Source organism: Caulobacter sp. GW821-FHT10C03 (assembly GCF_059415485.1).
In genome coordinates this window covers 1-18,716 of sequence record NZ_JBWKNI010000033.1, presented here as the reverse complement: position 1 = coordinate 18,716, position 18,716 = coordinate 1, and the positions used below count along the sequence as shown (strand labels likewise).

Annotated in this window: 16 protein-coding genes and 1 pseudogene; 3 read left to right on the top strand and 14 right to left on the bottom strand. The window is 68.4% G+C overall.

The genetic code is table 11. The features are described from left to right. Positions 1-272 precede the first annotated feature (272 nt). On the top strand, positions 273-1,094 hold the full coding sequence (locus AC07NG_RS25050; protein WP_487287583.1) for a flagellin: 822 nt from the start codon (positions 273-275) through the stop codon (positions 1,092-1,094). A 63-nt stretch (positions 1,095-1,157) separates the two neighbouring features. On the opposite strand, the gene AC07NG_RS25045 is transcribed toward AC07NG_RS25050, so the two are convergent. The 12 genes from AC07NG_RS25045 to ftsQ all read right to left on the bottom strand — a co-directional run bounded on the left by AC07NG_RS25045 (position 1,158) and on the right by ftsQ (position 14,625). After that, positions 1,158-1,721, bottom strand: coding sequence for a GNAT family N-acetyltransferase (locus AC07NG_RS25045; protein WP_494597057.1), 564 nt, complete (start codon positions 1,719-1,721; stop codon positions 1,158-1,160). Between the two features lie 181 nt (positions 1,722-1,902). Then, positions 1,903-2,892: a hypothetical protein gene (locus AC07NG_RS25040; RefSeq protein ID WP_492854960.1), complete on the bottom strand. Its 990-nt coding sequence runs from the start codon at positions 2,890-2,892 to the stop codon at positions 1,903-1,905. A gap of 73 nt (positions 2,893-2,965) precedes the next feature. Beyond that, a complete protein-coding gene (locus AC07NG_RS25035) occupies positions 2,966-3,340 on the bottom strand; it encodes a Rieske (2Fe-2S) protein (RefSeq protein WP_494597055.1) in 375 nt (124 codons plus the stop codon). After that, on the bottom strand, positions 3,337-4,341 hold the full coding sequence (locus tag AC07NG_RS25030; RefSeq protein ID WP_494597053.1) for a fumarylacetoacetate hydrolase family protein: 1,005 nt from the start codon (positions 4,339-4,341) through the stop codon (positions 3,337-3,339). Before AC07NG_RS25030 ends, AC07NG_RS25035 begins: the two co-directional genes overlap by 4 nt. 25 nt (positions 4,342-4,366) lie before the next feature. Next, positions 4,367-5,644, bottom strand: a complete 1,278-nt coding sequence (hmgA, locus tag AC07NG_RS25025) for a homogentisate 1,2-dioxygenase (protein ID WP_494597051.1) — start codon at positions 5,642-5,644, stop codon at positions 4,367-4,369. A gap of 154 nt (positions 5,645-5,798) precedes the next feature. After that, positions 5,799-6,860, bottom strand: a complete 1,062-nt coding sequence (hppD, locus tag AC07NG_RS25020; protein ID WP_494597049.1) for a 4-hydroxyphenylpyruvate dioxygenase — start codon at positions 6,858-6,860, stop codon at positions 5,799-5,801. 29 nt (positions 6,861-6,889) lie between these two features. Beyond that, positions 6,890-8,005 (bottom strand): histidinol-phosphate transaminase, encoded by a 1,116-nt coding sequence (gene hisC, locus AC07NG_RS25015; RefSeq protein WP_494597048.1) that lies wholly within the window; start codon positions 8,003-8,005, stop codon positions 6,890-6,892. Positions 8,006-8,326: 321 nt separating this feature from the next. Next, the gene (locus tag AC07NG_RS25010) at positions 8,327-8,797 is read right to left on the bottom strand and encodes an Lrp/AsnC family transcriptional regulator (RefSeq protein ID WP_487287592.1); all 471 of its coding nucleotides are present in this window, start codon (positions 8,795-8,797) and stop codon (positions 8,327-8,329) included. Positions 8,798-9,057: 260 nt separating this feature from the next. After that, a complete protein-coding gene (gene ftsZ, locus AC07NG_RS25005) occupies positions 9,058-10,602 on the bottom strand; it encodes a cell division protein FtsZ (protein ID WP_492854967.1) in 1,545 nt (514 codons plus the stop codon). Positions 10,603-10,964: 362 nt separating this feature from the next. Continuing rightward, the gene (locus tag AC07NG_RS25000) at positions 10,965-12,272 is read right to left on the bottom strand and encodes a hypothetical protein (protein WP_494597047.1); all 1,308 of its coding nucleotides are present in this window, start codon (positions 12,270-12,272) and stop codon (positions 10,965-10,967) included. Positions 12,273-12,357: 85 nt separating this feature from the next. Beyond that, a complete protein-coding gene (ftsA, locus tag AC07NG_RS24995) occupies positions 12,358-13,683 on the bottom strand; it encodes a cell division protein FtsA (protein WP_487287594.1) in 1,326 nt (441 codons plus the stop codon). Positions 13,684-13,716: 33 nt separating this feature from the next. After that, complete coding sequence (gene ftsQ, locus AC07NG_RS24990; protein WP_487287595.1) at positions 13,717-14,625, bottom strand: cell division protein FtsQ; 909 nt, start codon at positions 14,623-14,625, stop codon at positions 13,717-13,719. 440 nt (positions 14,626-15,065) lie between these two features. On the opposite strand from ftsQ, the pseudogene AC07NG_RS24985 reads away from it, so the two are divergent. Then, positions 15,066-15,158: pseudogene (locus tag AC07NG_RS24985) on the top strand (hypothetical protein); the annotation flags it as partial. A gap of 46 nt (positions 15,159-15,204) precedes the next feature. Here AC07NG_RS24985 and AC07NG_RS24980 read toward each other — a convergent pair. Then, on the bottom strand, positions 15,205-16,614 hold the full coding sequence (locus tag AC07NG_RS24980) for a M20/M25/M40 family metallo-hydrolase (protein WP_494597082.1): 1,410 nt from the start codon (positions 16,612-16,614) through the stop codon (positions 15,205-15,207). A 119-nt stretch (positions 16,615-16,733) separates the two neighbouring features. Continuing rightward, positions 16,734-17,816, bottom strand: coding sequence for a serine hydrolase domain-containing protein (locus tag AC07NG_RS24975; protein ID WP_494597045.1), 1,083 nt, complete (start codon positions 17,814-17,816; stop codon positions 16,734-16,736). A 148-nt stretch (positions 17,817-17,964) separates the two neighbouring features. Here AC07NG_RS24975 and AC07NG_RS24970 point away from each other — a divergent pair, with 148 nt between their 5' ends. Continuing rightward, positions 17,965-18,630, top strand: a complete 666-nt coding sequence (locus AC07NG_RS24970; RefSeq protein WP_494597044.1) for a TetR/AcrR family transcriptional regulator — start codon at positions 17,965-17,967, stop codon at positions 18,628-18,630. The last annotated feature ends 86 nt before the right edge of the window (positions 18,631-18,716 follow it).

Sequence of the window (18,716 nt, the reverse complement as noted above, 5' to 3'; positions counted from 1 at the left end):
CGAGAGCCCGGCCCGACACTTGGTCACCGCGCCCTTCGCCAAGTTTCCAGAGTCCAGTCGCGGGTCGCCAAGAGTCTCCAGGACTCAGGCCTAGAGGACTGGCGATTCAGTCGCGCGGCTGCGTCAATCTAAGTTAACGGAAGCTTACAATGAACGCGCCGGTAACCGCGACATTTTCACTCAATGATAACGAGATTACGAAATATTGCAGGAGGGCAAAACGCCCTCCGGGGTCAAAATGACGCCGGACACCTCAAGAAGGAGTCTTCGTTATGGCGCTGAACAGCGTGAACACGAACTCGGGCGCGATGATCGCCCTGCAAAATCTGAACTCGACCAACAGCGACCTTCAGATCACTCAACAGCGCATCAACACCGGCAAGAAGATCGGTAGCGCCAAGGACAACGGCGCCATCTGGGCGACCGCCAAGAACCAGTCGGCCACCGCCTCGTCGATCAACGCCGTGAAGGACTCGCTGCAACGCGGCCAGTCCACCATCGACGTCGCCCTGGCCGCCGGCGACACCGTCACCGACCTCCTGGGCAAGATGAAGGAAAAGGCCCTGGCCGCTTCCGACACCTCGCTGAACACCGCTTCGTTCAACGCCCTGAAGTCGGACTTCAACTCGCTGCGCGACCAGATCACCAAGGCCGTCAGCAACGCCAAGTTCAACGGCGCCAGCATCATCGACGGCAAGACCGCCAAGCTGACCTATCTGGCCAACTCGGACGGTTCGGGCATCACGGTGAACTCCAAGACCCTGTCGCTGGCCGGCATCGGCCTCAGCGCCGGTACGTCGTTCACCGACGCGGCCGCGGCCAAGACGATGATCTCGACCATCGACACCGCCCTGCAGACGGCCACCAACAAGCTGGCCTCGCTGGGCACCAGCTCGACGGGCCTCGACACCCACCTGACCTTCGTCGGCAAGCTGCAAGACAGCCTCGACGCCGGCGTGGGAAACCTGGTCGACGCCGACCTGGCCAAGGAAAGCGCCAAGCTCCAAGCTCTGCAGACCAAGCAGCAGTTGGGCATCCAGGCGCTCTCTATCGCCAACCAGTCGTCGAGCTCGATCCTGAGCCTGTTCCGCTAAGCGGAACCGACGACCGTGACTACGAGGGGCGGGCCGAAAGGTCCGCCCCTTTTTCGTGGACGCTCAGCGCGCCGGCGCCGGCTCCAGCGCCTTGCCCATGCGCGCCAGCGGCACGTCGTAGCCCTTGGAGGTCGGGGCCGTGAACGGCTTGATCAGCGTATAGCCGCAGGCCTCGTACAGCGGCACGCCGCCCATGGTCGCGGCCATCTCGGCGCGGGAGAAGCCCTCGCCCGCCGCCGCCCGCTCGCAGGCCGCCAGGATCATCCGGCCGACGCCCTTCCGGGTGTGGTCGGGGTGGGTGTACATGGCCCGCACCCGCGCCGCGTCGCGCGCCGGGTCCAGCATGGCCGCGTCGCGCCCGGCCGAGTGGTCGCCGCCGAACAGGGTGGCCCGCCGGCTCCAGCCGCCGCAGCCGGCGATCTCGTCTCCGTCCTGGACGACGAAATAGGTGCCGTCGGCGATCAGCTGGCTGTCCAGGCCCATCACCTCGAACGACGCGGCCACGCCCTCGGGCGGCAGGAACGGCGTCAGCAGCTCGGCGATCGCCGCGTTCATCAGCACGGTCAGGGCGGGGATGTCCTCGGGCGTGGCGAGGCGAAGCGTCAGGCTGGTCATGTCGTCCGACATAGACGCCCCTCTCCCGGGGCGCGACGGCAGGCCCGAAAACTTTTTTCCGAAAAAGTTCATGACAACGTTGTCACGACGTCAGGAAGCGGCTATAGAGGTCTCAGCCCTTCTGGGCGTTTCCTCCCAATGACTTGGCCGCCTTCTTCTCCTGGAGGGCGGCTTTTCTTTTGGGCGAAGGCCCTCAGGGCACCCCGAGCAAGGGCTTCAACGCGGCCACGGCGATCGGCACGGCCACCTTCTCGGCCACGCTCAAGGCCCACTTCCCCGCGCCCTTCAGAGCTTTCAGCGCGCCCTTCTCGTCGCCCTGCTGGGCCGCGGCCTGGGCGGTCGCCACCGCGCCGATCGCCACGTCCTCCTCCGCCGTCCCGGCCGCCTGGGCCTTCATTTCCGCGCGCAGCTTATTGAGATCCTGCGCCAGGGCCGCCAAGTCGAGACCCGCGCCCTGCTGGATATGGATGTCGCCGGTGGTCGCCCCCGCCCCCACCAGGACCGAGTTGTCGCCCGTCGAATAGGTATGCTGCTGCCTCTGATCGACCATGACCGAAATCTCCCTGACCACCATCGACTGCGGCCGCCCGTCCCTCAGCATCTCGACCAGTCCCGCCCGGCCGCTGAGGCCCAGGATGCGGTTGGTGAAGGTGGTGAGGTCGGACAGGTCGCGTTTGATCTGCCGGGCCGCCTCGCCGGCGATCTCGCGCAGCGCCTCCAGGTCGGCCGGCCCCTTCACCGTGTCCAGGGTCTGCGACAGTCGCCAGAGCTCGTCGCGGATCATCATGACGATCCGGCTTTCACGGTCGTTGATCAGGTTGAACAGGCCGGCCCACTGGCCGCTGTCGCCCGGGCCGACCATGGCCTGCAATTCGTTTTCATAGACGTCCTTGAGCGTCCGCAGGCGGCTGCAGATCTCCTCGGCGTCGCGATAATGGCTGATTTCCAGGATCTGCTCGGCCCGGCGCTGAAAGTCGCGGATCTCGCCGGCCGACAGCGCGTCGTCGCCGACATATTTCACGTCGATCAGCAGGGCCAGGACGTCGCGATAGGCCTGATCGACGACATGGGCGACCTTGGTCAGGAAGGCCAGGATCCGGGCCGAGACCACGGGCGGCTGGTTCTGCACCGCCTCGAGCGCCACGCCTTCGAGATCATCGACAATCCCCGAAAGTCCGCCCATGCCCGTCTCCCGATCGCGGGCCACGAAACCACCGACGACCGGGCAAATCAATCCAGACTTGTCTTTCTGGAATTTACGCGGTCAGCAGGCGCCCGTCGTCCACCCGCACCGGCCACGGCGTCAGCCGGGCGCCGGCGCAGGGACCGCCCAGGCAGGCGCCGTCCTCGATGGAGAACACCGCCCCGTGCCAGGAGCAGGCGATCATGCCGCCGTCGGGGGTCAGGTACTGGTCCAGCGCCTGGGCCAGCGGCAGGCCAGCGTGCGGGCAGCGGTCGACATAGCCGAACGCCGCCTCGCCCCGCCGCACCACGAAACCATGGAAGCGGTTGGCTCCGATCTGCAGGACGTAGTTGCGGGCCGCCCCGTCGGCGATCAGGTCGAGCGGGCCGAGATTGACCCCGGCCGGCGTCGACCAGACCCTTCCGACGGTTGCGACCTCTTCTGTCAAACCCGCTCGACCTGCTGCTCGATGGCGCCGAAGATGGTGTGGCCCTTGGCGTCCTTCATCTCGATGCGCACGGTGTCGTCGCCCAGCAGGAACGGCGTCTTGGCCACGCCATGCAGGATGGTCTCGACGGTGCGCAGTTCGGCCAGGCAGGAGTAGCCGAGACCGCCCTCGGCGATCGGCTTGCCGGGCCCGCCGTCGGCGTCGCGATTGGAAACCGTGCCCGAGCCAACGATCGTGCCGGCGCTCAGGGCGCGGGTCTTGGCCGCGTGGGCCACCAGGGTTCCGAAGTCGAAGGTCATGTCGACGCCGGCGTCGGCCGCGCCGAAGTCCTTGCCGTTCAGCTCGATCAGCAGCGCGCCCGACAGCTTGCCGTCGCTCCAGCCCGGCAGGGCGTCGGGCGACACCGCCACCGGCGAGAAGGCGCTGGCGGGCTTGGACTGCACGAAGCCGAAGCCCTTGCCGAGTTCGGCCGGGATCAGGTTGCGCAAGCTGACGTCGTTGCACAGCATCACCAGGCGGATGGCCGCCAGGGCCTCCTCGCGGCTGGCGCCCAGCGGCACGTCGCCGACGATCACGGCGATCTCGCCCTCCAGGTCGCAGCCCCAGGCCGCGTCGGCCAGCGGAATGGTGTCGCGCGGAGCGAGGAACCCGTCCGACGCGCCCTGGTACATCAGGGGATCGGTCCAGAAGCTTTCCGGCATCTCGGCCCCACGGGCCTGACGCACCAGCTGCACGTGATTGACGTAGGCGCTGCCGTCCAGCCACTGGAAGGCGCGCGGCAGGGGGCTGAGGGCGTCGTGTTCGTGGAAGCGATCCTTGGGCACGCCGCCGTGCTCCAGGCTCTCGGCCAGCCCGCGCAACAGCGGCTCGCAGCGTTCCCAGTCGTCGAGCGCGGCCTGCAGCGTCGGCGCGATCGTCCCGGCGTCGGTGCACCAGGCGACATCGTTCGACACCACGACCAGCCGGCCGTCGCGGCCGCCCTTCAGAGACGCGAGCTTCATTCGGCGCTTCCTCTCATTGTTCTGGTTACGGCAGGCGGGCCTTGGGGAACCCGTCCCAGCACGCATCATAGTCGGCCTGAAGCGCGCGATGCTCCAGCGCGAACTTCGTCGGCGCGATCACCCAGCGGCTCTCGAACATGAAGGCCAGGGTGTTGTCGATCTTGTGCGGCCCCAGTTCGGCGTCGGTGGCCTTGCGATGGCTGGCCACGTCGGGGCCGTGATCGCTCATGCAGTTGTGCAAGCTCGCGCCGCCGGGGGCGAAACCGCCCTCCTTGGCGTCGTAGGCGCCGTGCACCAGGCCCATGAACTCGCTCATCACGTTGCGGTGGAACCAGGGCGGACGGAAGGTGTGCTCGGCCACCATCCAGCGCGGCGGGAAGATCACGAAGTCGACATTGGCCGTCCCCGGCGTGTCGCTGGGCGAGGTCAGCACCGTGAAGATCGACGGGTCGGGGTGGTCGTAGCTGACCGTGTTGATGGTGTTGAACCGCGCCAGGTCGTAGCGATAGGGCGCGAGGTTGCCGTGCCAGGCCACCACGTCGAGCGGGCTGTGATCCCACTCGGCGGCCCACAGCAAGCCCTGGAACTTCTGGATCACCTGGGTGGGCGCATCGACGTCCTCGAAGGCCGCCACGGGGGTCTCGAAGTCGCGTGGATTGGCCAGGCCGTTGGAGCCGATCGGCCCCAGTTCCGGCAGGCGCAGAGCCGCGCCGAAGTTCTCGCAGACATAGCCGCGCGAGGGTCCGGAAAGCTCGACCCGGAAACGCACACCGCGAGGGATGACGGCGATCTGGCCTGGACCAGCCTTCAGGCGCCCCATCTCGGTGACCAGGGTCAGCACGCCCTGCTGCGGCACGATCAGCAGCTCGCCGTCGGCGTCGTAGAACACCCGATCCTTCATCGAGGCGTTGGCGAGATAGAGGTGAACGCCCATGCCGGCCTGGGCGGCGACGTCGCCGTTACCGGCCAGGGTGACCAGGCCGTCGACGAAGTCGGTCGGCTCGGCGGGGATCTCGATCGGGTCCCAGCGCAGGCGGTTGGGCGTGACGGGCGCGTCGAAGGCGCTGGTCAGGCGCGGCTGGGCGTAGGGCTTGTAGGGTCCATGCCCGGCGCTGGGCCGCAAGCGGTAGAGCCAGCTCCTGCGGTTCTCGTGCCGGGGCGCGGTGAAGGCCGTGCCGGAGAGCTGCTCGGCATAGAGGCCGAACGGAACATGCTGCGGCGAGTTCTGCCCCACCGGCAGCGCGCCGGCCACGGCCTCGGTGGCGAAGTGGGCGCCGAAGCCGGTCTGGTAGCGGAGGTCCATGCGTTTTCCCGTGCCTTTGCCAGCACTTTTCCCGTCATCCCGGAAAGCCCGCAGGGCTTATCCGGGACCCAGGGGCGGTGGCGCCGCCCCTGGGTCCCGGCTCTACGCTACGCTTCGGCCGGGATGACGACGAAGGGTATTTTCGCGCGGTCGATCAGGCGTCGACCGTGATCACGCCCCGGCGGATCTGGTCCAGCTCGATGCTCTCGAACAGGGCCTGGAAGTTGCCGTTGCCGAAGCCCTCGTTGCCCTTGCGCTGGATGATCTCGAAGAAGATCGGGCCGAACAGGTTCTCGGTGAAGATCTGCAGCAGCAGCCCCTCGTCGCCGACGGCGCCGTCGATCAGGATGCGGTTCTTGCGCAGGCGCTCCAGGTCCTCACCGTGGCCGGGCACGCGCTTGTCGACCAGCTCGTAATAGGTCTCGATGGTGTCCTGCAGCTTCACGCCACGGGCGCGCAGGCGCTCGACGGTGTCGTAGATATTGGCCGTGGTCAGGGCCAGGTGCTGGATGCCCTCGCCGTTGTACTGGCGGATGAACTCCTCGATCTGGCTCTTGTCGTCCTGGCTCTCGTTCAGCGGGATGCGGATGGCCTTGTCGGGCGCGATCATCGCCTGGCTGAACAGGCCCGTGGCCTGACCCTTGATGTCGAAGTACTTCTGCTCCTCGAAGCCGAAGACCTGATTGTAGAAGGTCGACCAGGTGCGCATCTGGCCGCGCTTGACGTTGTGGGTCAGGTGGTCGAGCAGGTCGAGACCCACCGAATTGGCCGCTTCGGCCTCGGCCGCGCCGGGAACGGGCGTCCAGGCGTCATAGATCGAACCCTCGCCTTCGACGAGATAGAGCAAGCTGCCGCCGATGCCTTCCAGCACCTTGGCGCCGTCGCCCAGCACCGAGCGGCTGGCGTCGGCGGCCTTGGCGCCGCGCTTCAGGGCGTCGGCGAAGGCCTGCTCTGCGTCGTCGACGCGGAAGGCCATGCCGTTGGCCGACGGGCCGTGCGCCTCACGGAAGTCGGCGACCTGGCCGGCGGCCTCCTCGTTGACCAGCAGGTTGATGCGGCCCTGCTTGTAGCGGGTCACGGCCTTGGTCGGGTGGGTGGCGGCGGGCACGAAGCCCAGCTGCTCGATGATCGCCTTCATCGCCGCCGGATCGGGGCTGGTGAATTCGACGAACTCGAAGCCATTGAGGCCGAGGGGATTGTCGGACGTGACGGGCATGCGGGCCTCCCTAAGGCTCGTGATGTTTCTTACGGAACCAGCGCGGCCGGCAGGCCGGCGATCAGGCGGTCGTTGTCGGCCGGCCGGCCGATGGTGATGCGCACCCAGCCGCCCTTGACGGGCGTCGGGCGGACGATGAGCCCTTCGTGCAACAAACGCATGGCGGTGGCTTCGGGGCCTGCCGGCGTGCGCAGGAAGACGAAATTGGCCTCCGAGCGGGTGTATTCGACGCCCATCTCGTCCAGCGCCGCCTCGACGCGGGCGCGCTCGGACAGGGTCAGGGCCACGGTCGAGGCCAGGTGCTCGCGGTCGTCCCAGGCGGCCAAAGCGGCGGCCTGGCTGACGGCGGTGACGTTGAACGGTGGGCGCAGGCGGTCGAGATAGGCGATCAGCTCTTCGCTGGACGCGACGCCATAGCCCACCCGCATGCCGGCCAGGCCATAGGCCTTGGAGAAGGTGCGCGCGGCGATCCACGGACCGCCCCAGGCCTCGAGCACGGCCAGCATGTCGTAGGCCTCGAAATATTCGCGATAGGCCTCGTCGACGAACACCAGGGTGGTCTTGGGCGTGGCGGCCAGCACCGTCTCGACGGCTTCCTTGGAGAGGGCGTTGCCGGTCGGGTTATTGGGCGTGCAGAGGATCAGGAGCTTGGGCCCCTTGGCGGCCGCGGCGGCGACCGCCGGGACGTCGAGGTCGAAATTGGCCAGGCGCGGCACGTCGACGATCCTGGCCTCGGCGCAGCGGGCGAAGATGTCGTAGGCCGGGAAGGTCGGCGAGGAGAGCAGGATCTCGTCGCCCGGCGCCAGCACGGCGCGGAACACATAGTCGATCAGGGCCTCGGAGCCCGGCGAGACCAGGATCCGGCTCGACGAAACGGAGAGCCGCTGGCCGATAGCCGCGCGCAGGGTCTCGCAATAGGGATCGGGATAGATCTGCGGCTCGGCCACGGCGGCCATCACCGCGTCGGCGACCCTGGGGCTGGCGCCCAGCAGGTTCTCGTTGCTGGCCAGCTTGGCGAAGTCCGACAGGCCCGTACGCCGCCCGGCCTCGGCCAGGGTCATGCCTGCCTTGTAGGCCACGACGCCGTCGAGGGCGGCGCGCATGGGCGTCTGAGGCGCTTGGGGCTTGCGATCGAGAACCAGCATGACGGCCGCTCCGGGAGTCGGGGATACGGACGTCAGGATAGGTCAGGCACGGAGACGCGTTGTGGCGATTATGACCGCTATGAAGGCCATACGGGTCACTTTATGACCTAATGGGATCACTATCTAAACTTCCGAGGCTGCGCTTGAAACACCTCTCCCGTGGGGAGAGGGAGGGGCCCGCCGCGAAGCGGTGGGAGGGTGAGGGCGTACGCCGCCAGACGCGTTCGCACCAACCACATCGAGATAAACCGGCCAAGGTCCCTAACCCCTCACCCTCCCAGGCTTCGCCTGGGCCCCTCCCTCTCCCTATGGGAGAGGTGTTCAATCAAGATAATCCAGCGGCAAGGCGGTGGAATCCTTGATCGTCTCCAGAACGAAGCTCGACTGGATGTCCTTGACCGCCGGCATCTTCAGCAGGCGCTTCATGGTGAACTCGGCATAGGCGTCGAGGTTGGGGGCCACCACCCGCAGCAGGTAGTCGTAGCTGCCGGTCATCGCGTGGCAGCCGACCACCAGCGGCTCGCGCAGGATCGCCTCCTTGAAGGCCTCGGCGGCGGTCTCGTTGTGGCGGTCGACGGCGACCTCGACATAGGCCAGCAGGTCCAGCCTGGCCTTGCGGCGATCCAGCACCGCCACATAGCCGCTGATCAGGCCGGCGGCCTCCAGTTGCTTGACCCGGCGCAGGCACGGACTGGGCGACAGGCCGACGCGCTCGGCCAGCTCCACGTTCGTGACCCCGCTGTCGCGCTGCAGGACGTCGAGGATCTTCTTGTCGGTGCGGGTGAGCTTCATCGTGACCGGATCAGGTGATTTACCGGCAGTATATGACGGATCGTCGCCAAAGACCCTCCCCCTGGAGGGGGAGGTGGCCCGTAGGGCCGGAGGGGGAAGCGGTTGCTGAAGCGCCGCTAGAACTTCCCCCTCAGTCGCTCCGCGACAGCTCCCCCTCGAGGGGGAGCACCTTGAACAGCAAAACGCCCGGGCCAGAGGACCCGGGCGCTTCGACTTACGCGGTACGCTTACTGTTACGCTTACTGGTACTAACTCGGTGTTCAGTTGGCCAGGCGGCGCAGGAACGACGGGATCTCCAGATCCTCGCCGTCGTCGGCCTGGGGTTCGATCGGCTGCAGTTGCGGACGCACCGAGCTGGTCTGGCGCGCCTGGGGCTGCGGGGCCGGCTCGTAGCGTTGCTGGCGACCGCCGCCGAACAGGCTCATCCAGCCGCCGCTCTTCTGCTGACGGCGATCCTCGTAGTGATCGCTGTACAGCGGCTCGTCATCGGCCTCGGCGACCATCGGGTCGACGATGCGGGTGACGCGCGGCGCGGGGGCCGGCTCATAGATCGGTTCCGGCTCGTAAGCGGCTTCCGGCTGGGCGTAGAGGTCGGCCTGGGCCTGGACCGGCTGCGGGGCCGGCTCGTAGGCGGGCTCCGGATAGGCCGAGGTCGGGCGCTCGATCGGACGGGCCTCGTAGCGCGAACCCGGGCGGATTTCCGGCTGGGCCGGAGCCTGGGCGACCGGCTGCGGGATCGGGGCGGGAGCCGGCTGCGGCGCGGGACGCGAGGTCTCGGCGAGCAGCGGCGGAGCCTGGACGTTGCGGGCGACGGGCTTGGGCTCGATCTGCTGGATCGAGGCGCCGTCCATGCCGGTGGCGACCACCGACACGCGGATCACGCCGTCCAGCGACGGATCGAAGGCCGCGCCGAAGATGATGTTGGCTTCCGCATCGACCTGGTCCGAGATCGCGTTGGCGGCCTCGTCCACTTCGAGCAGGGTCATGTCCATGCCGCCGGTCACGTTGACCAGCACGGCCTTGGCGCCCTTCAGCGACACTTCGTCGAGCAGCGGGTTGGCGATGGCGTTCTGAGCGGCCATCAGGGCGCGGTCTTCGCCGGTGCCCTCGCCGGTGCCCATCATCGCCTTGCCCATCTCGGTCATGACCGTGCGGACGTCGGCGAAGTCGAGGTTGATCAGGCCCGGCAGGACCATCAGGTCGGTGATCGAGCGGACGCCCGAGTGCAGCACCTGGTCGGCCATGCCGAAGGCTTCGGCGAAGGTCGTGCGTTCGTTGGCGACGCGGAACAGGTTCTGGTTCGGAATGACGATCAGGGTGTCGACGTAGCGTTGCAGCTCCTGGATGCCGGCGTCGGCCAGGCGCATCCGGTGGCGGCCTTCGAAGTGGAAGGGCTTGGTCACCACGCCGACGGTCAGGATGCCGCGTTCGCGGGCGCACTTGGCGATGATCGGGGCCGCGCCGGTGCCGGTGCCGCCGCCCATGCCGGCGGTGATGAACACCATGTGAGCGCCTTCCAGGTGCTCGCCAATCTCGGGGAAGCTTTCCTCGGCGGCGCTCATGCCCACTTCGGGGTGCGCGCCGGCGCCCAGGCCCTGCGTGACCTGCACGCCGAGCTGGATGCGACGGTCGGTCTTGGCGAACTGGAGCTGCTGAGCGTCCGTGTTGGCGACGACGAACTCAACACCTTCGAGGCCCGCCTCGATCATGTTGTTTACGGCGTTGCCGCCCGCGCCGCCGACGCCGAAGACCACGATGCGCGGCTTCAGCTCAGTGGTGCGCGGCGCCGAAAGTGAAATAGCCATGGGGACCCTCGCGTCCTTACGCCGAATTCGTCAAATGAACCGACCGCAAGTCGGTAACGCCTCGACGATCGGGTTAACAGAACAACCACCATCGTTAACTGGCGGTTAAAGCCATAATCTGAGTCGGCTGCAGGTCGATCCCGCTTACAGGGAAAAAAGCGAGTTATCCAAAGGAATTGCTTGGGACTCCTTGGTTTCCAAGCTGGGCCGAAACCCCTGTGCGACGGAACGCCGCGAGCCGTTTTTTCCGGTCAAACCCGTTGGATTCGGGGGCGCGAAACTACACTGTTCGGCCTTTCAGGCACTTAGAAAGTTAAGCGACAGGGTTAATTCACCTGTCGGGTGATTTGGCTGGACGCCCCTCACCGGTAAAGCTCACGGGCGAGATCGGCGGGCAGGACGCGGCCGTAGCGCTCCACGGCCGCCTTCACGTCGGGACGGGCGAAGAGCGCCGCCCTCGCCTTCCGATATTCGGCGTCGCGGCGACCATATACGGCCGTCGCCGGCCACAGGTTCGCGGCCGTGATCGCACCGCTTCTGGCCTCCGGATCGCGCAAGGTCGCTATCAACCGGGCAGCGACGTCGCCCTCCGGCGCGCCGCAGTCGAGGGCGACCGTCCAGACTTCGATGCCCGAGGGCGCGCCTGCTCCGTCGGCGCAGACGCGGTAGAGGGCTAGGTCGCTCAGGTTGGCGGGGTCCGTGTCGCCAATGGCCAGTTCCGCGTCCAACAGCCGGCGAACGTCGGCGGATCGATCCGCGCGCAACAGCGCCGGGACGAGCACCATCAAGGCCGTGCGACGATACGACCCCGCGCGTTCTTCACGCCAGTCGGCCGTCGCGGCGTCGTAGGCCGCGAGCGCGGCGTCGATCCGTCCCATCTCCACGAGATGGACCACCAACCACTGCCGAGCGTACCAGCCACGGCCGTCATAGCGAAAAAGAGCCTCGCCCACCTCGGCCGTCTCCAACTCGACCTGGCGGCGGGCGATGGCCACGGCGTCCTCGTCGCGCCCAGCGTTCACCGCCCTCGCGAAGCGGTCGAACCAGTCAGCGTCCGCCGGCAACGGCGCCGGCCGCCGGTCGCGGAGCGCGATCGACAGCGCCTCGGGCGACTTCCATAGAGGTTCGTAACGCCGATCCATCTGGATAGATGGCAGCAAGGCCTGCGGATCGCCGCCAAAGGCCGCGCGCCCCTCCTCTACACGCCCGGCCGCGAAGAGCGTCAGGGCGTGCGTCGAAAGCAGCGGCCGCGCCATGCCCTTGGGCGCCAGCACCACCATGATCTGATCCAGTATTCGAGCGGCCACCGGCCCGCCGCCCGGAGCATCGGCGACCAAAATCCCGTATCGCCGTCCCAAGACGTAGAGCATGGCGTCACCGATCGCCGGCTCGGCCGCGACCAGTCGCCGCCCGAGTTGCTCAGCCAGTTCCAACTGCCCTGCCCGCGCCGCGCAGGCGCCGGCCGCGACGGCGACCCAGGCTTCGGTGTCGGTATCGGTGCGCGAGGCCAGGGCCTTGGCTCCGATCGCCTCGTAGCCGGTGCAATCGCCGCGCAGAGAGGCCCTGTAGAAGGCTTGAGCGGGGGTCTGCTCTGGCGCCTGTTCAGGTATCTGCGCCCATGCGCCCGACGCCAGGGCACAGACCAGCGCAGCCACTCCAAAGATCCGCATCGAACGCCCCCGAACCGAGGCGTCCGTTGTGGCAAGCGGCCGCGACCGGCGCAACCGGCGAGCGGCGTCGCGATGCGGGAAAAGCCTAGAGGTTGTCGCGCAGCCAGGCGGCGGCCTTGGCCACCGGCGAGGCGTTGGGATCCATCGGGCGCTTGCGCACCTGGCCGCCGGTCAGGGCCTTGGGCGAGACCACCTCGCGCGGGCCGAAGGCGGCGCGGTGCAGCACGCCGGCGGCGGCGCAGAAGGCCGGACCAGAAGCGGCGTCGGCCAGATGCGGCACCCGGCGCGGACGGCCCAGGCGGACCGGACGGTCGAACACCCGCACGGCCACTTCGCGCACGCCGGCCAACTGGCTGGCGCCGCCGGTCAGGACGATGCCCGCGCCCGGTTCCACGGGCGCGCCCGAGGCCTTCAGGCGCTCGCGCAGCAGTTCCAGCGTCTCTTCGACGCGCGGCTGGATGATGCCCTTCAGCAGGCTCCGAGGGGCGATCACCGGACCGGCGCCCGGATCGTCGCCGCGCGGCGGGGCCTCGATCATCTCGCGGTCCTCGTTGGCCGAGGCGATAGCCGAGCCGTGCAGGGTCTTGATGCGCTCGGCGCCGGCGACCGAGGTCTGCAGGCCGCGGGCGATGTCCTGCGTCACGTGCCCGCCGCCGACGGCCAGGCTGTCGACGTGGCACAGGGCGCCATTGTTGAACACCGCCACCGAGGTCGAGCCGCCGCCCATGTCGATGCAGACGGCGCCCAGGTCCATCTCGTCCTCTTCCAGGGCCGCCAGGGCCGAGGCGAAGGGCGCGGCGACCACGCCTTCGAACGACAGGTGGGCCCGCTCGACGCAGTGGGCCAGGGTGTGGAAGATGTTCTCGTTGACCGAGACGACCAGCAGCTCGAGCCCGAGCGCGCGGCCGAACATGGCGCGCGGGTCGCGGATGCCCTTCTGGCCGTCCACCGACCAGGCGATCGGCAGCAGGTGGATGGGCTTGCGGCCCGGCAGGCGAACCTGGGCCAGGGCCGACGAGATGGCGCGCGACAGGTCGCCGTCAGCAATGGGACGGGCGCCGAGCGAAACCTGGGTGTGGACGCGGTGGCTGGCCAGCTGGCCGCCGGCGGTGCAGACGCTGACGCCCTGGACGTTGACGCCGGCCACGGTCTCGGCGCGCTCCACGGCCTGGGCGATGGCCTGGGCGGCTTCGTCCAGATTGACGATCGCCCCGCCGCGCACGCCGCGCGACTGCACATAGCCGACCCCGGCGGTCGTCAGGGTGCGGTTGTCGCGATGAATGCCGTCGCCCTTCATGATGAAGCACGTGACCTTCGACGCGCCCAGGTCCACGGCCGCGACCGCGGGCTGACGCACGAGCGTCGCCTTCAGGCCGTCACGGGCCTGTCTCCGGTCCTCAAGTCGCGACATGGTCAGGGTCACCTCAGTCCATCACTTTTGTTTTTAAGCCCCGTTGGCCACCGGCTGCCCGGGCAGCACGGAGTCACGAGGCCGGATCGCCACCATCTCGGGATCGCGCAGGTCGATGCGCGCGAAGCCGAGATCGAGGATGCGTTGCCGCTGGTCCAGTTGATCCAATTGAATCAACGCGGATTCTTCGTCAATGGCCGGCAGCTGGATCAGGGATCCATCTTTCAGCCTCAGGTCCCAGCGGCGGTCGTCGACGCGCACCAGCGCTTCCAGACGATCGCGCAGGCGCGGCCGGGCGTTGACCGCCGGCAGGATGTTGCCCGCGGCCTGGTCGGCGCCCTGCCCCACCACCAGCGGCAGGTGCGGGAAGCGCGCGGCGTCGGCCTCGCGGATGATGCGGCCCTCGGCGTCGATCACCTTCAGGCGGCCGGAGTGCTGCCACACGGCCAGGGCCGGGCGCTCCTCGACGGCGATCATCACGGTGTCGGGCAGCAGGCGGACCACCTTGGCCGACTTCACCCAGCCCACGGCCTCGACGCGGGCCTTGAGGTCGACGAGGTCCATGCCCAGCGTCGGCTGGTCCTGGTAGAGGCCGGTGGCCTTGAGAATGTCGGCCTGGGCGGTGGCCGAGGCGCCGGTGACGTGGACGGTCTTCAGCTTGAAGCCGAGATTGGCGAACTCGCTGTCGACGCCGCCCACCATCGCCTCGCCCAGACGCTGGGCGCGGTGGCCGGTGGCCAGGGTGACGACAAGCGCCAGCGCAAGCGCGCCGCCGGCGACGCTCAGGGCCAGGCTCGGCGAGACGCCCACCCCGCCGCGCGCGGCGTGCAGCTTCCCCGCCGGCTGCTGTTGCTGAGCCGGGCGAGCCTTGTTCGGACTTGCGGGCGCTTCGGCCCGGGGGCGCGCTGGCTTGCGCGGTCCCCCCCGCACTGCCGCGGGCATAAGCGTCCTCCACCATCAGACACTAGAGAAAAGGAACCCTTCGGCGCCGCGCCGGACCCGACCGTCGTTCGACGACGGGGGCAGGTTCGGACGAAGCGCCTATGGAGGCGTAGAAAGGCCCGAAGGTCGTTAATGTCGTCATAACGAAGGGGCCGCCGTATTACGGTCCGGCAACCAAGACGTGCGCCATTTCGGCACGGTCGTTAACCCTGCCGCGCCCTTGCGGCGCCAGGGTTTGCGGCGATTTTTCCTTGCTCGGGCAAGGCTGGCGCAAGCTATGCCGCGGCGCCGCAAATCTGTGGATGAGCACATAAAGTATGAACGGCCGCGCGCTTCGCGACCTTTTGACTCACCCGTCGGTCGCGGCGACGCGCCGCACGCGCGGGGAGTGTCTGGATATTGGGACCTCCTCACCCGTCATCGGCCGAAACGCAGCGTAGAGCCGGGACCCAGGGGCCGCCGCACTGCGTCGGCGGCCGCCGCCCCGGGCGCTTGGTCGATCCTCCGAGCCCAGTCCCCTGGGTCCCGGATAGCCGCTGCGCGGCTTCCGGGATGACGGTGGAGGGTAGGTTGGAGAGGCTAGTGCCCCGCCGGAGCCGCCGGCGCAGCCGCGCTGAGCGCGCGGAAGTCGATGTCGCTGTCGGCCACCAGGTAGACGAAGCTCGTCCAGGCGGCGACGTTCTGGGCCAGCTGGATCGGGTCCACCTTGTCCAGGGTGTCGTCGGCGGTGTGGTGGTAGTCGAAGTAGCGGCTGGCGTCCTGGTTCAGGGCGATCACCGGCACGCCGGCGCCCTCGACGCCGCTGATGTCGGCCCCGCCGTGGGCGGCCGGTGCCCTGTCGAAATAGACCTTCAGCGGGCTCAACACCTGGAAGGCCGCCTTCATGGCCGGGTGGCCCTCGGCGCCCTTGGGCAGTTGCAGGCTGTAGATGCGGTCGGCGCCGGTGTCGCTTTCGCCGGCCAGGACCAGCTTTTCGATATTGGCCTTGTTGGCGGCCAGGAAGGCCTCCGACGAGCCGCCGCTCTCCTCCGAGCCCCACATCACCACGCGGATGGTGCGCTTGGGATGCTTGGGCAGATCGCCGATCAGCTTGGCGGCGGCCGTGGTGATGGCGATGCCCGCCGCGTCGTCGAAGGCGCCGGTGCCGACGTCCCAGCTGTCGAGGTGGCCGCCGATGACGATCACCTCATCGGGCTTTTCCGAGCCCTTGATGTCGGCCGAGATGTTCCAGGCCACGTCGCCGGCGTCGAGGCTGGAGGCCAGCTTCAGCTTGATGCGCAGCGGGCCCTTCTTGGCCAGGCGCTCCAGCTGCTCGGCCTCGGGCACGCCCAGGGCGGCGGCCGGGATGGTGATCACGTCGGGGCCGTTGGTGGTGACGCCGGTGTGCGGCACGGTCGAGCTGGAGGTCGAGATCGAGCGGATCAGCAGGGCCACGGCCCCGCGCTTGGCGGCCTCGACCGGACCCGAGCGACGCGAGATTCCGGCGATCCCGTAGCCGGCGCCGTCCTGGGCGCGGACCATCGGCTGGGTGATGACGACGATCTTGCCCTTGATGGCGCTTTCCGGCGCGGCGATCATCTCGGCGTAGGTAGTGAACAGCGCCACCTCGGCCTCGATCCCCTCGGCGGGCGTCGGGATGGTGCGGCCCAGGCCCACGATCGACAGCTTCAGCGGATAGGGCGCGACCAGCTCGGCGCTCTCCTCGCCGCGGGTCCAGGACGGCTTGGCGAAGGTGTCGACCTTGATGTTGGTGAAGCCGAGGGCCTTGAACTTGGCGACGCTCCAGTCCTTGGCGCGCTCCATGCCCGGCGAGCCGACGAGGCGCGGGCCGATGGTGGTGGTCAGGTCCTCGGTGATGTCCCAGGCCAGCCGGTCGGTCAGGGCCTTGTCGCGCAGCGCCTCGGCGGTCTTGACGTCTTGAGCGTGAGCGGCGCCCGCCAGCAGGGCGGAGGCGGCGACGGCGGTCAGCAGGCTGCGGAACATGAGCAGGATTCTCCCCTAAGGCGGGCTTTTCATAGCACTGCTCTTCGACCCGAGAACCCCGCCCCGCGCCCACTTTTGTCAGCAGCGTGCAGGAGGCGCGAAAATCGCCCTACCCAGGCCCCAAGTCAGATTCTGGGCGCCGCCCCGAACAGCTTGTCGGCGAAGAGGTCCAGCGCCTTCTGCGACAGGTCGGTGTTGTTGAGGATCACCACCGTGTCGCCGGTGTCGAGCCGGTGGCCCAGCACCGAACGGAAGCCGGCCGTGCGTCCGGTCTCCCAGGCCGCCAGCTTCACCTGGCCGTCGATGGTCAGGGTCCGGGTCCGGCCGCCCAGGGTGTAGTCCTGCTCGGGCACGCGGATCGTGGTCAGGGCCTTGCGCGAAGTCTCGCTCAGGAACGGCGTGTCGAAGACCACGTGGGCGGCGACCAGCAAATCATCGACCGTGCTGAAATAGCCGCCGCTGGCCGCCATCACCGACAGTCGCGGATTGGTCCGGGGCGCCAGCGGCGGGCCGGCGTAGTAGGAGCGCGCCACGCCAGGATCGGTATCGATCATGCCGGCCTGGGTCTGGCGCATCTTCAGCGGATCGGTCGTCAGCTCCCGCACCACCGCCTGGAACGGCTTGCCGGTCGCCGCCTCGACGATGGCCGAGACGATGAACCAGTTGACCGGGTGGTAGTCGAACTTCGTCCCCGGCGGGAACAGCGGGTCGCCCTGGCCGAACAGCTTCACGGCCTCGGCCGGCGTGACCTCGCGCTTGAGGATCTCGGGATCGGCCTTCAGCATGGTCATGAAGGCGTTGGGAATGCCGCTGGTGTTGGATAGCAGGTGGGCCAGGGTCACGGTCTTGCCGGTGTCGGGCCGCTGGTCTGGCAGCCAGGTCGCGATCGGAGCGTCGAGCGACAGCTTGCCCTGCTCGACCAGCCGCAGCACGGCGATGGTGGTCAGCCATTTCGAGATCGAGGCGACGCAATAGATGGTGTCGCGCGTCGCCGGCTTGTTCGCCTCGATGTCGGCCGAGCCGAAGGCGCGGACGTAGGACGGCTTGCCCTTGCGCCCGATCATCACCACGCCCTGGAACTTCTGCTCGGCGACGAAGGCGTCGACGATCGGGTTGGCAGGCCCGAGCTGAGCCGGCGACGCAAAAGAAAGCCCGGGCGCGGCGCACAGCGCCCCGGCGGCGGCGAACAGACCGCGACGATCGATCATGCAACTAACCCCACGAAATCGCCGCCCCCAGCGATGGCGCGACCCTGGCGCACGGCGCGGGCGAAGTCCCGTTAAGCTTTGGCAATGAGCGAACATTGGCATTCGACGAGAAGCGCTCTAGGTCTGGTCGGGACTTCAGGAGACCTCGATGCCCAAGCCGACGGCCGAGACGGCCGCCGCCGACATCCCCCTCGACGCCAAGCTGCGGCCGACCCAGGCCCGCGCGCAGGACACCTACGAGGTCGTCCTGGCCACGGCCGGCGAGCTGCTGGTCGAGTCCGGCTTCGAGCAGTTGACCACCAACGCCATCTGCAAGCGCGCGGGCCTGACCCCGCCGGCGCTCTATCGCTACTTCCCCAACAAGTACGCGATCCTGAAAGAACTCGGCGACCGGCTGATGCGCCTGCAGGACGAGGCGGTGTTCGAGTGGATGGCGGCCGGCGGCCTGGAGGGCGACACTCCGGCTGAGCGCGTGGGGAAAGTGGCCGACCTGCTGACCGGCGTCATCGACATGACCCGCGCCTTCCCCGGCGGCGCGGCCATCGGCCGGGCCCTGCGCGCCGTGCCGATGCTGCAGCAGCTGCGTTTCGCCTCGCGCGACATGGTCGCCGGCCAGTTCGCCGAGGTTTTGGCCGCGCGCTTCCCCACAGTCCCCGCCGCCCGCATCGGGGTGGCCACCCGGATGATGGTCGAACTGACCTACGCCGCCACCGAGATGGCCGTCGAGGAGCCGCAGCAGGACGCCGCCGCCCTGTCGCAGGAGATCGGCCGGCTGTTCGACCGGTATTTCGAGACGTTCGATTTGGCGCTGTAGCGCCTGCGGCGCTCCCCCTCAGTCGCTCCGCGACAGCTCCCCCAGAGGGGGAGCATCTGCGGCGATAGATCCTCCCCCTCTGGGGG